The 14,985-nt window shown below is 32.0% G+C and carries 20 protein-coding genes; 18 read left to right on the top strand and 2 right to left on the bottom strand.

Annotated features, from left to right (window positions below; translation table 11 throughout):
* Positions 1-77: 77 nt before the first annotated feature.
* The 5 genes from NV379_RS02505 to NV379_RS02485 all read left to right on the top strand — a co-directional run bounded on the left by NV379_RS02505 (position 78) and on the right by NV379_RS02485 (position 7,437).
* The gene (locus NV379_RS02505) at positions 78-239 is read left to right on the top strand and encodes a hypothetical protein (RefSeq protein ID WP_258205686.1); all 162 of its coding nucleotides are present in this window, start codon (positions 78-80) and stop codon (positions 237-239) included.
* Between the two features lie 58 nt (positions 240-297).
* Entirely contained in the window at positions 298-1,194 is an 897-nt protein-coding gene (locus tag NV379_RS02500; RefSeq protein ID WP_258205685.1) for a hypothetical protein, read from the top strand.
* Positions 1,195-1,922: 728 nt separating this feature from the next.
* The gene (locus NV379_RS02495) at positions 1,923-2,105 is read left to right on the top strand and encodes a hypothetical protein (RefSeq protein WP_258205684.1); all 183 of its coding nucleotides are present in this window, start codon (positions 1,923-1,925) and stop codon (positions 2,103-2,105) included.
* A 132-nt stretch (positions 2,106-2,237) separates the two neighbouring features.
* Positions 2,238-4,334 (top strand): LPD29 domain-containing protein, encoded by a 2,097-nt coding sequence (locus NV379_RS02490; RefSeq protein ID WP_258205683.1) that lies wholly within the window; start codon positions 2,238-2,240, stop codon positions 4,332-4,334.
* Between the two features lie 58 nt (positions 4,335-4,392).
* Positions 4,393-7,437 (top strand): helicase-related protein, encoded by a 3,045-nt coding sequence (locus NV379_RS02485; protein ID WP_258205682.1) that lies wholly within the window; start codon positions 4,393-4,395, stop codon positions 7,435-7,437.
* 322 nt (positions 7,438-7,759) lie between these two features.
* On the opposite strand, the gene NV379_RS02480 is transcribed toward NV379_RS02485, so the two are convergent.
* Positions 7,760-8,443 carry a transporter substrate-binding domain-containing protein gene (locus NV379_RS02480; protein ID WP_258205681.1) on the bottom strand — a complete coding sequence of 228 codons (684 nt, stop codon included), beginning with the start codon at positions 8,441-8,443 and terminating at the stop codon, positions 7,760-7,762.
* A gap of 306 nt (positions 8,444-8,749) precedes the next feature.
* On the opposite strand from NV379_RS02480, the gene NV379_RS02475 reads away from it, so the two are divergent.
* Positions 8,750-9,412, top strand: a complete 663-nt coding sequence (locus tag NV379_RS02475; protein WP_258205680.1) for a hypothetical protein — start codon at positions 8,750-8,752, stop codon at positions 9,410-9,412.
* 86 nt (positions 9,413-9,498) lie between these two features.
* Entirely contained in the window at positions 9,499-10,323 is an 825-nt protein-coding gene (locus NV379_RS02470; RefSeq protein ID WP_258205679.1) for an ATP-dependent DNA ligase, read from the top strand.
* Positions 10,324-10,363: 40 nt separating this feature from the next.
* On the opposite strand, the gene NV379_RS02465 is transcribed toward NV379_RS02470, so the two are convergent.
* Positions 10,364-10,873: an RsfA family transcriptional regulator gene (locus tag NV379_RS02465; protein WP_258205678.1), complete on the bottom strand. Its 510-nt coding sequence runs from the start codon at positions 10,871-10,873 to the stop codon at positions 10,364-10,366.
* A gap of 345 nt (positions 10,874-11,218) precedes the next feature.
* Between NV379_RS02465 and NV379_RS02460 the strand changes: the two genes are divergently transcribed.
* From NV379_RS02460 to NV379_RS02410, 11 genes are all read left to right on the top strand, one after another.
* Entirely contained in the window at positions 11,219-11,425 is a 207-nt protein-coding gene (locus NV379_RS02460; protein ID WP_373426065.1) for a helix-turn-helix domain-containing protein, read from the top strand.
* Between the two features lie 30 nt (positions 11,426-11,455).
* On the top strand, positions 11,456-11,800 hold the full coding sequence (locus tag NV379_RS02455; protein WP_258205677.1) for a hypothetical protein: 345 nt from the start codon (positions 11,456-11,458) through the stop codon (positions 11,798-11,800).
* A gap of 41 nt (positions 11,801-11,841) precedes the next feature.
* Positions 11,842-12,024 (top strand): hypothetical protein, encoded by a 183-nt coding sequence (locus NV379_RS02450; protein ID WP_258205676.1) that lies wholly within the window; start codon positions 11,842-11,844, stop codon positions 12,022-12,024.
* A gap of 36 nt (positions 12,025-12,060) precedes the next feature.
* Positions 12,061-12,255: a hypothetical protein gene (locus NV379_RS02445; RefSeq protein ID WP_258205675.1), complete on the top strand. Its 195-nt coding sequence runs from the start codon at positions 12,061-12,063 to the stop codon at positions 12,253-12,255.
* A 28-nt stretch (positions 12,256-12,283) separates the two neighbouring features.
* A complete protein-coding gene (locus NV379_RS02440; protein ID WP_258205674.1) occupies positions 12,284-12,757 on the top strand; it encodes a hypothetical protein in 474 nt (157 codons plus the stop codon).
* Between the two features lie 50 nt (positions 12,758-12,807).
* The gene (locus NV379_RS02435) at positions 12,808-12,981 is read left to right on the top strand and encodes a hypothetical protein (RefSeq protein WP_258205673.1); all 174 of its coding nucleotides are present in this window, start codon (positions 12,808-12,810) and stop codon (positions 12,979-12,981) included.
* Between the two features lie 46 nt (positions 12,982-13,027).
* Positions 13,028-13,456, top strand: coding sequence for a hypothetical protein (locus tag NV379_RS02430; protein ID WP_258205672.1), 429 nt, complete (start codon positions 13,028-13,030; stop codon positions 13,454-13,456).
* Positions 13,457-13,489: 33 nt separating this feature from the next.
* Positions 13,490-13,741 carry a hypothetical protein gene (locus tag NV379_RS02425; RefSeq protein WP_258205671.1) on the top strand — a complete coding sequence of 84 codons (252 nt, stop codon included), beginning with the start codon at positions 13,490-13,492 and terminating at the stop codon, positions 13,739-13,741.
* A gap of 260 nt (positions 13,742-14,001) precedes the next feature.
* Positions 14,002-14,418 carry a type II toxin-antitoxin system PemK/MazF family toxin gene (locus NV379_RS02420; protein WP_258205670.1) on the top strand — a complete coding sequence of 139 codons (417 nt, stop codon included), beginning with the start codon at positions 14,002-14,004 and terminating at the stop codon, positions 14,416-14,418.
* Positions 14,411-14,566, top strand: coding sequence for a hypothetical protein (locus NV379_RS02415; RefSeq protein ID WP_258205669.1), 156 nt, complete (start codon positions 14,411-14,413; stop codon positions 14,564-14,566). The genes NV379_RS02420 and NV379_RS02415 overlap by 8 nt, the downstream gene beginning before the upstream one ends.
* 182 nt (positions 14,567-14,748) lie before the next feature.
* Positions 14,749-14,940 carry a hypothetical protein gene (locus NV379_RS02410; RefSeq protein ID WP_258205668.1) on the top strand — a complete coding sequence of 64 codons (192 nt, stop codon included), beginning with the start codon at positions 14,749-14,751 and terminating at the stop codon, positions 14,938-14,940.
* Positions 14,941-14,985: the final 45 nt, after the last annotated feature.

The following is a 14,985-nucleotide window of genomic DNA, read 5'->3' as shown; positions in this document are numbered from 1 at the left end:
TTTACATGTAACTAATTATATGTTATATTAGTATCAAGATAAGAAATCAAAACTGAACCTAAAGGGAGCGAATAAAAATGAAAATGTATTATGAGGATATTTTAGTGGGTGAGGTTCTAACTAACCGCAGCATGACAACTGATGAAGCATTAGAGTTGATTGGTTTTGATGAAGAAAAATTCATATCTGATAATGGATACGATAACATCGACCACAACGACTTTAGAGTGGAAAATTAAGATGGAATTGACTCCAACAAGCCGCAAAAAGTGGATGAGGATGAAAGGGTGAAGTGATATGAAATTAGTTAAAAAAATTCAAACGGTAGTAGATAATAATTGCATAAGTGCAATTCGAAGCGAATTAGACGAACTACCGGGCGAGACTGAGTTATTACCGGCATTATTCGAAGGTAATCTAGATTCTTTTTTGAAATATTTAAATGAAAAAGATGAAATTGCTTTAGAGTACAGACATGATTATCAAACCGAAGTAACCTATTCTCTCGGAAAAGATGAAGATACAGTATACTTGAAAGATGTAACATTCAGGTTTACTAATGAAGAAAACGAAGATAAAGATGGAACTATAATGAAGGATGAAATTATTTTAAGAATTTTTGAAGACATAGAAAATGAAAGCGTGGTACGTAAATTCAACATTGAAATTGAGTTTTATAATACTAATACATCAAAAGCTCACTCAATTTTAAGTGCTATTAAAATAAATTCCTTTGCGGATAGAAATACAAACATTATATATGACGATTTTAGTACAGAGCCGCTATTCGAATATGAAATGGCACTGTATTATAAATTAAGACATAGAAGAATGAGTCAGTGGAATTGCATTCGGTACGAAGATTACACAGGGGCAGGACTAAAAGCAGTTGTGGAAGAAGTACCGAAGCTCGATTTAACAGTTCCCGGCGAATATTTTACAAGTACAACAACGTTCAGTGGCACTGTATTAGATTACATTGCCGTTCTGTTAGAAGATCCAGATTTTCGTTATAGATCAAGACTGCAAGTTGAGTCGCATATGATAAATGCTGCTGCTCAATTATTAAAAGACAGAGATATGTTAGATGAAATTAAACTAGAACCGTTCACAGGGTTCGAACATGCAAAAGAGGTTATTGTTGTTCCTAAAGACGGGTCAACAGCTTCGACCATAGTATTTTTGCGGGAATAGTTAAAAACCACTAGGCATGCTCCTAATGGCTTTGATTTCTAATTTCCAATGAAATATTATGTTTTTCAATCCACACTCACATAGTGTGAGCGACAATTTTATTAAAATACTATATTCTTCAATCCACACCCATTTATAACAGGTGACTATAAGAATATTATAATATGGATACTAATTACAATCAAGGAGGACTTATGCAGACAGCCAATAAGATCACATGTAAAACAGTCGATTGTAATAATGAGTTTATGCCTAACAACAATGGACAAGAAAAAAGTTACTGTTCAGATAGATGTAGATACCGCGAGTATGCAAGAAAACGAACTGAAAGGCGAATAAAAGATGACAAATGTCCTCAATGTGGTGGGGAATGGATCGAACCAATAGAGACGCATAAAGGTAAGCCTAGACACTGTAGAAAGTGTCAAGACTATTATAAAACCAGATATGAAAGTAGTAAATAATGAACATATCATTTGAATGATAACATCTAATGTTGTAATTTAAGAGAGGCTGATAGCTTCTTTTTTCTTTTGATAAAATACTGTTTTCATTGTCTTTCATGCATGAGAGTAATAATCATTGTCATAAAATAAAATTTGTAAATATATTATTATTTCTAAGTTGAAACAAATGATAATGGCTTAACATGGTTTAATAACAGTTAAAATAGCTGTTTAAATGGAAGCTGAGAAGATATATAATATTACTTACTTGGAGGTGGTCAAATGACTTGGGAATTTACAAAAACAATGATTGTAGGATATGGGAAACTGACAGATTCAAAAGGGAAAGAATATAATGTAGATTTTGATCAAAACGGAAATATTGAAGTGACAACCATAAAACAAAACAAACCTGTAAAGATTCCTAATAAAGTTCATCAAATGATTTTGCAAAAGATACGATGAAATATCAGTTTTATTGTAAATAAAAAATGAAAAGTGATAAATAACTCTTGCATTTACATATGTAAACGTGTATTATAATAAGTAAGAAATACAAAATACATAGCGCATAACGCGCATGAGGAGACAATTATAATGGCTAAAACTCGCGTAGCAATGGTAGCTCAGGAAATCCGCAAAGAACTAAAAGCAACATTTCCGAATGTTAAGTTCTCTGTTCGTTCGTCAAACTACAGCATGGGATCATCCATCAATGTAGAATGGGATAACCTTCCTACTCAAGCAGCAGTTGAAGCCATTACAAATAAATATGCATGTGTTCGCCGTTGTGAAGCAACTGGAGAAATTCTGAGTGGTGGTAATATGTATGTAACAGCACAACCAAACTTTACAGCAGAATTCAAAGTAGAAGTTGAAGCACAAATGGAGGAACATGAAATAAATGATCAATATTGGAGAGGAAGAGCTTTTGATAGAATTATTACTCGAATGTGGGAAGCTCAAAATACTTCAGCAATTGAGACAGTAGAAGAAGCAGCGGAAACAGTACAAATCGAAACTAATACATATAACAACAATCAAAATAACAATCAAGCAACCTTAAATATAAACAATGATAAAAATGGAATCGAAATTAAGTTTGAATTTAAACCATCTACAAATGTTATTGAAGGTTTAAAAGCAATGGGTTTTCGTTGGTCTTCATATAGCTCGGTATGGTGGGCAAAACAAACTCCAGATCGTTTAAAATTCGCAACAATGTTTACAGACAGTTTCAATGATATAACAGTAGAGGAGCCAGCAACAATTGAAAATGAGGATGTTGTAGAGGCTCAGGATGAGAAAGAAGAACCAGCACAAGATCAGCCCGAACAAGAAAATGAAATGTTAACAGATACTATAATTATCAATGGTAAAATAAAAGTAAAAGAAATAACTTTTTTATGGTCTGAATCTTCAATGATCAAAGATAATTTAACGGTAACTACATTTGCAGAAGCTGAAGAATCAGTGAGACTTATTGCATCTAATGTTAGAGGTGGATACGATAAAACAAAGTTTGTCATTACTTGGACAGATGGAGACACATACACGGGACGTTTAGACGTTGAGAAAAAAGACGAAAACAAACAGACTCCAATTAAAGATCATATTACAGATTGGCTACAATTTTTAACTGTTGACAAAAAACCTTCTCATATGTCAGTGGAACAATATCACAATACTTTAAAAGCATACGCAATAACAGAAGAAGACAAAAAGCTGTATTATGACTTTTTCGAAAAATACGCACTAACAGATATGGAACCAATCGAACCAGACAACGTTGTATATTATGATTTCGGAATTAGTCAAGAACAAGGGGAGGAAGAAGAAATAAATATTGATAATTTTGATAACATTCTAAGTAAATTTGATAGCATCGAGGTAACAACAGATTCAAAAATAGCCACAGATGACTTGGAATTTTGCAAGGAACAAGAAGAAATATATAAAAAGCTCGTTTCAACGTACGCCAACTTTTATGCACAACTTCAAGAAATTTCAACACAAGCAAAGGAACATGGGAATAAATTCGGCAGACAGTCAGAAGCGTACATCCATGAGCAGAAAACAGCACATTACCACAGCATGAGAATATGGGATTATGAAGAAGCAATTATAGAAATGAAAAATAGTTTCATAATGTATATTTGCTCTTATTTTATGAAAAATTATAGTGTAACTATTGACTATCAAAAAATTCAAAATAAATATGATTTAAGTGTAACTTATGAATTAATCATTGACGAAATATATTTGCAGCTTGGAGGCTATAATTTTACAGAAAAAGCCGAACAGGAAATAAAGGAAGAAGTTAGAGATATTTTCCGTCATGGGGATAAGATAAATATTAAAAATACTAAATTAATACTTGATGGATACTTTGCTCGTCATGATTCTATTTGGAAAATATATAGATTAGGTTCTAAGCATGAGTCAGTATTCAAGGCACTACAACATTTCGAAGATGGCTCTACATCTGGTAATGTTGAATTGATAGGAAAGTACTGCGGATATGATAATGAGCGCAATCAAGCCAATTTTGAACGATATGAGCCTTTAACAATAAAAAGTGTAAAGTCTATTAAGTTTTTGAAAAACGGAAAACTAGAAATTGAATTTAATACTAATAAACTAGCAGCTAAATTTGCTCATGAATATTGTGGGTACATTCAAAAATCAGCATAAATATAAAATACATAATAGGAGTTGGTGTAAGTGCTAACTCCTAGAAAACGGTGCAAAGATGACTTATCAAATATTAAATACGACTATTCCACAAAATAAACGTAAGGAAATTAACGAAAAGATCATTCATATTATTGAAAATAATCTCACAACTAAATATAATGTTTCAACTCAGGATGTTTTTTCCTCTTATACAGGAGATGGACATCTTCATGGATTATCCTTCAATGATTATGATAGTTTTCATGAGTATACAAAAGCCAAGCAGCAAATAGAAACAGGGCAGTTTTACACACCTTACGAATTAACTCGATTTTTGTCTATTGCTCTCAATCCATCAATCCATGATATCATTGGCGATATAACGTCTGGACATGGTGCATTTTTAAATTGGTTACCATGTAAAGAAAACATATACACAAATGAAATTGACGTAAAAAGTTTTAAGGTTCAGAAATTCCTTTATCCTTCAGTCAATGCAACTCTAGGAGATATTAGGGAGTATTCACCTCTCACACGTTTTGACTTGATCATCGGTAATCCACCGTATAACCTTGATGGGTTCCAATGGGAAGGTAAAAAAGTATCAAGTCAAATGTTTTATTGTTTAAAAGCTGCTGATTTATTAAAACCTTCCGCATTGTTTTGTATTGTGGTTCCTGAATCTTTCTTGTCAGATGAATTTTCAAATAAAACTGATATAGAAATGATCAATCACAGATTTAATGCTCTGTTGCAGCTAAATTTACCAAACGATACGTTTAAAAATGTCGGAGTAAGCAATTTTAAAACCAAGGTTCTCTTTATGCAGCGTAAAAGTGAACATATAACCGAATCTCCTTATAACAGCCAACCAATTTTAGACCTTCGAGAATTTTCACTTATAACAGCGAACACTATACACAGTCAATATATTCAACCAATTTTAGAACAAAAAGAAAAACTGAAAGCAAAATTGTATTTTGAAAATGTTGGGGTCATTGATAACACAAAAGAGGAACAAGAGTTTCAATTTAAAATTGATAAGCTATTGTTTGATATTAAACGTAGTAATAAAACGTCAATCCATTATGCTAAGTGTACAGAGACTATCCATAGATTTAGAACACAATTAAAACCTGAAGGAATGTCAGTTCCTGAGTGGATGGAAATAAGATTAACCAAAGAAAAAGTATTATTGTATTTGAAGAGCATTATTAAGAATCAACATATTAAAGAAATAAGTAGAATATCCCTCGTTAAAACTAATTACGGATTGAGAATGAAAGGATATTCTCAAAAGGACAGAGATTACTTATCTAAATTTACAGGAGTAAAAGAAATGAGTTTCAATGACATGATTCTCAATGATATTTATCCATTTGAGGATCAGAGTTATAAAAAATTATTAAATAGAAAGAATGAGGCATATAACAGACAGTCAAAAAAATTCCAAGACGCGCAGAAAAATTCATGTATATCAGAATGGCTTAATGACTTCAAGCTCTTAGACGAACAAAATGAGCGTGTAATCGAATTAAATGCCATACAAAAGGAAGATATAGGAAAGGTGCTACAGAAGCGTTCAAGCCTATTGCAATGGGACTGTGGAGGTGGAAAGAGTCTTGCAGCTATTGCCTATGCTCAATACAGATTAAAGCATAATAATATTCGTAATATGTTTATAGTTGCACCAGCTATTGCAATCGCAGGAACATTTGAACCTTCACTAACTAATTTTAAAATTCCATTTTTTAAAATTGATTCGCTAAAAAGTATAGCCAACATCAAAAATGGTGACATAGTTCTGATTACTTTAAATATGTTAGTTAAGTATCAAAAACAGATTAAAAAATTCATCAAATTAAAAGCAAATAAAATAGGTTTGATTTTAGATGAGTCTGACAGTATTGCAAATGTATCAAGTAAGAGAGCAAAAGCAACAATCAATGTATTTCAAACTGTTAAATTCAAATTATTAACCACAGGAACTAGCGTTCGGAATTCAATAGGGGAAGCATTCCCACAATTTAATCTTATGTTTAATGCTTCAATCAACATGATTAATCATTGTGAGTATACTTACGTACAAGACAATAAAACAAAAGAGTTGGTTACGAAACATAATGAATATTACATGAAGCCATTCCCACAATATACAAAAGGTCAAAAGCTATTTCAAGAAAGCCACATTCCAGAAAAAATAACAGTGTTTGGAGCTTCAAGTAATTCTCAACATATATATAATAAAGATGTTTTGAAAAATATGATTGATTCAACAATTATTACAAGAACTTTCGAAGAAATTACAGGTAGATCCATTGCTACGATTCTGCAAGATACCTGTAAATTTAACAATCATGAGAAGGCTTTATATAAAAGAATTATTGATGAATTCTATGAAATGGCAAGAAACATATACAAGACTGGAAATCCTCGTAAGGATGCAATGTTGCAAATTATTCAACAACTTAATATGCTTATTCGCTCGTGTAGCGCTTCACATTTGTTTGATGAATACACTGGATCAGGATATTCGTCTAAATTTGCAAAAGTATTTTCAATGATTAAAAAATGGGACAATGAACCTGTGGTTATTGGTTGTCGCTTCAAGAAAACCGTTTACAGCTACGCCAATCATATCAGAGCACAATTCCCTGATAGAAAACTATTTGTTGTTACAGGGGAAGATATGACGCTTAAACAACGAAAAGAAATGGTAGTAGAAATGAAAAAAGAAAAAAATCCAATCCTAGTTTGTACTCAGCAATCACTTTCAAGTAGTATCAGTATTAATTATGTGAATAAAATTATTGTTGCCGAATTATCTTGGAATGGAGCTAGTTTACATCAATTCACTGCTAGGTTTGTGCGTTTCGATTCCGAATCAGATAATAAGGAAATTCATTATGTAACATATGAAAACTCTATCGAAAACAACCTTCTTCGGCTTATCCTTAGCAAGGAAGCACTTAACCTCTACATGAAAAGTGATTATATAAACAATGAAGAATTATTTGACCGTTTCGGAGTTGACGCGAACATTTTCAATATGTTAATGACCAAAGAGAAGACAGAAGACGGATATAGTCGAATCAAATGGGGAGAACAAAACATAGTTTAACTTCCCCATAAATCGTATCTTATATCGGTAAAATTAATAATTAAATATATAAATAACATTTAAAAATATAAAATAATGTGGTATGATATATTCATAAGGTTAGTGCATATTCAACTGGGATCGTTTATTATTACGTTTCATCCCATGGAGAAGTAATGCCAAGTTTAAAAGGTACAAAATATACTGATCATAATAAATGAGTAGGCGCAAAGATACTTGAAGAGATAAAACATCTAATTGTTGAGTATAAAAGTATAATGAGAAAAAAATTCAAATGAAAAAGCTGTTTCATCTTGACTCGCTAATGAACGTCTTGTTGATTTTACTTTTGCAAAATCGACCTTGAATCATCATCACCAAAAAACTTTTTATAAACTTCTGCGTATTTGCCGTTTTCTTTTATTTTTTTGATACCTCCGTTAAGTATATCTAGGATTTCGGCGTTACCCTTTTTGATAATATAAGTATGGTATCCTTTATAATCAAATGAACTAAACTTAATGATCGCATACATATATGAGTAGCTGTAATCAAACCTTACTTCTTTCGAATTAGTTTGATAACCAAATGCCGCATCTGAGTCTCCAGCTACAATTGAAGTATAGACGTCATTATCGTTTGGAAGTTTTTCAAATGAATATTCAACATTCATTTCATTTAGTATTGCTTCAGTCAGTTCATATTGAAACTGTATTGATTTTTCTATCATATCTTGAGTTTCTTTTTGTGACGCTGTTTGCTTGTCAGACTGAACATATGTGACTCTGATTTTCTTCTTTTGAGCTTCTGATGGTGTGGGAGTTGGAGTGGTGATAGTAGAAGAAGTTGCAGTAGTAGTAATGGTAGGTGGTTCATTTTCAGAAATTTGATTACCGCAAGCAGTTATAAGGATTAAGGTAAATAATAAATTTAAAAGTAATAGCAAGGATTTTGCTTTCATAGAAATTAAACCGCCCTTATTGTTTTCTACTATTCTAACACTACTTGAAGAAAATGGAATAGACATTGTAATTTTGCACGAAGATTAACTTCAAAGCAAAAATAAAATAGCAGTACAAGAGAAGAATTGAAAGTTGTGTTCAGACTTTTAGTAAACGGGTTTAGAGAGATCCTAGTTACTACTGAGAGTTAAAACCACTTACTTCCCCTAACTGTCTAGAATGTCCAGATCACTAGAAGAATGCCAATGAAATAACAATTTTAAAAGCAATTGAATGTTTAGTTTAAGTAAATAAATTTACTGGACAAGTATCATCATCTTTAACTATAATGTATAACAATTATATCCATTGTATTGTTATAGGAGTTGTTATTGATTAAGAATATTTTTTTGAAGGTTATTAAAAGTGATGTATTTAATTATTTTATCATAGTATTGTTAATGTCTGGCTCTTTACAGATTATTTCACATTTGAAAATTGAGTCGAAATTTTTATTTTATATTAATATAATCTACTTTATGTCTTTTGCCTTTATGTTTTTTAGAGGAATGAGAACCCCAAACTCTCTAAATACTAGGATAGCGTTTATTCTTCTATTAGGTCAATATCTAGTTTACGTTATAAATAAAGCAAGCATCAGGTTTAATGAAGAGTTATCTTCTTTGGGTTACAGTGTTTATGATACTACAGAAGATACTATTGAGATACTAATATTGATAGTAGTATTAATCTTTTTTTGCTCATTATTTAGAGTATTAAAACAAGGAACCGTAGTAATTAAGTTAATCTTTTACATAATAATTGCATTGATGACAGCATCTTTTACTTTTGAAATTGGTTTTGAAGGAATACCTAAATGCATAGATTTCCAAGACTTTTCTAAATATCAACAATGTGTTAAGGCATTTGAGCCATTTGAGACTTTTAAATCTAACTTGTTGAACATATTAATAATTGGAATATCATTATTTGAAGCTCTTTCTAATCTGTTAACCTTAATATTTCCTGAAGCAAAGAAAAAAAGAGAAACCTAGTCAAGTATAACATAACTTACCTTTCACTCTATCGGGTTGTACTTGTTACAATTAGATGGGGTGATTTATTTATGTTCATTTCTCCTATGTTATTACAATATGCAAAAAATAATGAAGCTTTCGATAGTCCTGATTATTTGGCAGAATTAAAACTCGATGGAATCCGATTAATTGTTTCCAATTTGGAGCAACTTAAATTATATACGCGTCACAACAATGATGTAACGGCAAAGTTTCCAGAGCTGCATGAAATTGATTTACCTTCAGGAACTATATTAGACGGTGAAGTCATTGTAACTGATGAGCGAGGTAAGCCAGACTTTGAATCAATGATGAGTAGATTTCAGTCAAAGAAAGATAAACGACATGTAACATTTTGTGCTTTTGATATCCTTCGATACCGCGGTGTTGATGTTACTGGTTTATCCCTTGTTAGACGAAAGGAATTACTGGAAGATTCCTTTGTGGAAACAGAAAGATATACTAAGGTTAGAACTATTAATGGAAGCTCATTAGACTATTTTGAAGCTATAAAACAACATAATCTTGAGGGTATTGTTATTAAGAAGAAGAACTCAGTGTATGAGATTGATAGACGTTCATGGTCATGGCAAAAAGTTATTAATTGGACTTATGCAGAAGCATATATAACAGGATATCGAAAAAAGGAATTCGGCTGGTTAACATCAATGCAATGTGAAGACGGGACATTTATACCAACAGGTATTATCGAGTTAGGCGCAACACCTGAGCATAAAAAAGCTTTCAACAGTGTAAAGCAGCGTTTATCTTATAAAGAAGATAAGAATTTTGCATACATGGAACCATTGATAAGAGTGAGAGTGAAGACACGGAATTGGACTAAAAATGGTATGTTGAGATCTCCAGTTTTTGTTGAGTATATTTTATAGATGAAATGTCCATTTTAAACAAAAAAGAAGAACCCTGAATTTACACAGCAGGGTTCTTAACTAATCCAAGTTCTCTTGCATGTTCGATGAGCTTCATAAGTGCTGACAGATCTTCAGAAGTTGCTTGCTCATTTAATTTGCGGTTAAGCATGATAACTTCATTTCGCAAATGATCTATTTCGACTAAAGCTGCTTGGTGTAGCTGTAATAAGTTGTTATGATGATGTTCAAAAGAATGAGTATTTCCTATAACAGCAGGTACTTGCTGATCGATCGTTTCTTCTTGTACTTGTTGAACTGATGAGATAACAACAGTAGATTCAGCATTCTTAGTATGTTGTTTAATCTCTTTTGCATCTTTAACAGCTTGTTCATATTGCTTTCTTACAGTAGAGTTCCAACGGAAAGCACATGCAGCCGTTGTCCGCTCTAATTTCGAAGCTACCTCTTCAAAAGCTTTCATCTGTGTGCTACCAGTTTTAACATGTCTTAAGACAGTCTCCGCTAGTAATAAATCGTTATCATCACTCCATGAATTTCTACGTTCCATAGTTTTTCCTCCAATACTTTTAATTAATATTCATTTTTACCATTTATATTTAATTTATTCAGAAATAAGTATAAAATTACTATCATTTTGTGAGAACTATAAAAACCACCAACATTCTGTATGTTAGTGGTGAGATAAAAGGTATATACGTTGCACCTATAATATTATGTTTAACAAGTAATCTAATTGTTAAACTGCAACTTGATGAAAAGGTGATTTTATTATGTAATTTAAAAGAATAAAATATTTAAAATACGTAAAAAATTATGTTGACATCACGGCAGCGTGAATGATATTATAGGTTTATCGGATAAGTAAAAGTAAATACGAGTAAGGATGGTGAAAATGAGAATTAACCTTAATGATCCTGAGATTATGGATTCAAAAACGGCAGTAGAAAAATGGAATATCGATGATTCCACTTTACGAAAAAGGAAAAATGACTTCCCTGAAGGAACAATTCGAAAGATAGGAAATAGCTGGGCAGTCACTCGCGAAGGAATGGAAGCAGTGTTTGGAAAGCTGCTTGATGAGCAACACAAAGGAAAGTAATCAATGCTAAATAGAATGGAGAGTTTGAAAATGAATGTATATGAAATAATTTGGTTACACGGGAAAAGTGAATTTGTAACAGGAAATGATGTATCAGAAGCTATGAATAACGCGGGGCTAAGTGCTGGTGCTTTACGAGCGTTGGATTATTGGAAAGAGGTCGATGAGTTGCCTGACCACTTGAAAAACTACATAAGTATTTCTGAAGACGAGAATGTAGAGGAAATCCACAATGAGAATTTTATTGATAAGTTGAACGGAACTGGGTTTGAAGTTGGATCTATAACAGAAATAAAAATGGGAAGTTTGATATTTAAGTATCAATTTGTTGGCAAAACAAAAACAGGATATCAATATAAAAAGATAGTAGCGTGATTTTCATTAAAAAGGTTACTTTAATGGGAGGGAGAAGTTTTATGAAGCATTCGGTTGGTGATTCATTCACTGGACAAACGATGGATACATATCACATTGTTGAAGTAGATGAAGCGAAAAAAAGCTATAAGTTTAAGGTATTAAATGAAGATGGTTTATTTGAAAGGTTTGAAGAAATTTCAGAAGAGGATTTTGAAAGTGATATGGATTGGCAAATGCTTTAAGCCATTAAAATGACTGTTGTATAGGGAGTTGAAATTATGCAAAACTCAATTAATTTTAAAAAACGATTTGACATAAAGCAACGTTTACTAGAGAATAGTGGAGCATTTTTGACTAGTGAAAATTTAGGTAAATTGGAAGCAGCGTTCAAACCTAATGGAGATTTTGACAGAATAGTAGCAGAGCAAGTCGTTAAGGAGATTCTTGACATTCAAAGTCAGATGTTCCAATAAAATGGCTATTTCATAAGGGGGTGCAATGTTGGCATTTCACGGAACGCTTGCAGGCAATGACATTATACTAAGTGGTGCTATTGAACCTACAACAAAAGAGAACAGTGTATATGGAGTAAGAGAGGAAGACAATTTAAATCTTATGACTTCTGCTGGATACATATATTTGGCTTTGGAATTTGAAAAAGCTTATGAGTTTGCTTTAGCTTCTATGTTGCAAAAACGAAGAACATTTCTTGAATCAACAATATATATTTTTGAAACTGAAACCAAAGGTATGGAGTTCTACCCTGATTACGATGAATTAGGGAGATATGAAGAAAGTTTGAGAGTTGCTATTTCAGAGACGAAGACATATGCAGTAAAAGATAAGTTGTTAATTGGCACAAGGGTTAATAGGTACAAAAAAATTCTTGTAAAAAATTATAAAGAGGCATGTGAGTTATTGGATAGTGGTAAAGTTAATGATTATCCATGGGAAATATTAAAAAATAGTGAATAAATTTACCAATAAATTGCAAGTTTCATCTTAATATTATGGGAGGAATTCAAATGAAAGAGACATGGGTAATTGTTAATTCAAAAGGTGAGTATTTAAAGAAGGTATTAAATGCTTTCACTCAAGAATATACAACAGATAAATTTCAAGCTTTACAATATGAAGATAAATCATCAGCGCTTAATGAATGTGATGTTTTTGAGTCACCAAAATTAATTACAATATGACGATGAAAGAGATCTTTTATCTTGAAATTAAATAGGAGATGATGTGATGAGTACTGAATTAAGAACCAATAGCGAGCTGAAATTAGGAGATACATTGACAAGAGTCATTGTCACATTAGAGAAAGACGCAAATATCAAAGTAAATGTAACTCAACACGTTATCACAAGACAGTTCAGCGAGAATGGATTTTGTATTGATAATACGTATTTTAAATTATATGAAGATACAATTTACAAAACCAAATCCCATTTTGTGCAAGATGGTTACGGTTCGGAAATGTATTTGGTAGGAGAGGATGATAAAGAAGTAAAGAGATGTGAAGAAAATCTGATTGAAGATGTCAGAAACAAAGTTGAGGTAGCGTTACAGAATATTATTAGTTACAAAAACCGAATTGATAGTAATGAAAGGAATTATATTAGTGAAGTAGATAGAACTCCTTGGGGTGTAGACAAAGGATCAAAATCAGAATGAAATAGATATTTCAAGTGAATCGGAGGATAATAAATGAGAAAATATGAAGGTAATGATAACTACGGTCAACCAAAGACAAAATATGTAGAAGATATTTCTACTATGGAATATAAAGAGCTTATTAGAGAGACGAAGGACAAAATTTGGCTTTCAGCATATGCAAACAACAATCCAAGATCTGATTACCATTGGCATGTGGACGTATGCTATGACGAACTTTTGAAGCGTGATGGTAATGATTCTGGATATGTTCGTGCATATGAAAGTGTATCAAGAAGCATTTAACCCACGATGAAATATAGATTTCAATGTCTATTCTAAAGCCCTTAGCAGATAATGCAGGGCTTTTTTTTGTACTCTGTGTCTCTGTGGTTATTCGCAATAAAGTAAAATAAACAAACATAGCATATATTGTAGATATTTGTCAATATGAAAGTAATTAAACTAAATAATATTGACATTTAAATAATTAGAACAATTGTTCGCTTGTAAGGTGTAAAAAATGATATATAATAAAACTATATTGTTACTAAAGAGGTGATATTATGATTAACAACGAACTGCAAGAGACATACCGTAGAGGCGAAGTTTGGTTGGCAGATTTAGTAGGTGGATCGGTTGGCAGTGAGCAAGGTGGTGTGCGACCTCTGCTTGTCATCTCCAATAATGTAGGAAACCGTCACAGTCCCACAATTATTGGTACTGTAATATCTTCAGCAACAAATAAAAAATTGCTTCCTACGCATGTACACTTAATAGCTGAAAAACACAATTTGGATAGAGATTCTTTTGTTGGGACTGAACAAATCAAAACAATAGATAAATGGTGCTTAATGCACAAACTGACCGAAATTAATGAAGAAGCAATGGATGAAGTCAATGAAGCACTTATTGTTAGTTTAGGACTAAGCGACTACATAAATAAAAAATATATTAAGAGAAAGGAAGAACAATATGTTTAAAGTGATCGGTAAAGGTGTATTTTCAAAAGAGGCGTTAATAGAAAAGCTGCAAGAGTGGGGGGTTATTAACTCACAATTAGCAATAAAACAAGCTGAAACAAAAGGGAGAGCTTTATGTGGAGAGATTAGGATATTACTTTTCAGATAAAATGACTTGAGCCTACATGATCCAATTTGGATTGTGCAGGCTTTTTTATTTGTATAAAAAATGAGAATCATCAAAAATACATGTTGACTTTACTAATGTAAATGTTATAATTTACTTATAGAAAACAAGAGGCATCAAGATACATAAGTATTAAAACTATATTTTTATTGGGAGTTGAAGACATGAAGGCAACAGGTTTTAAAGATAAAAACAACAAGGAAATTCACGTTGAAACAATATGCTACTATGATGAAGCTGAACTTGAGATTTATATTGTAGAGGAAAATGGAGTGTATTATGCAGACCCAAGACAAAGAGATATGGAGAGAGAGCCATTAGAACAAGTTGCGCAGTGGTTGCGAATTATCGAATAAAATGATCATTGATCAAGAATAGAGAGAAAAAAGTATTGAATTTTG

Source organism: Paenibacillus radicibacter, assembly GCF_024721995.1.
Lineage (GTDB): Bacteria > Bacillota > Bacilli > Paenibacillales > NBRC-103111 > Paenibacillus_AM > Paenibacillus_AM radicibacter.
Note: the sequence above shows the minus strand (reverse complement) of the source record. Positions and strands in the feature narration are given on the sequence as shown.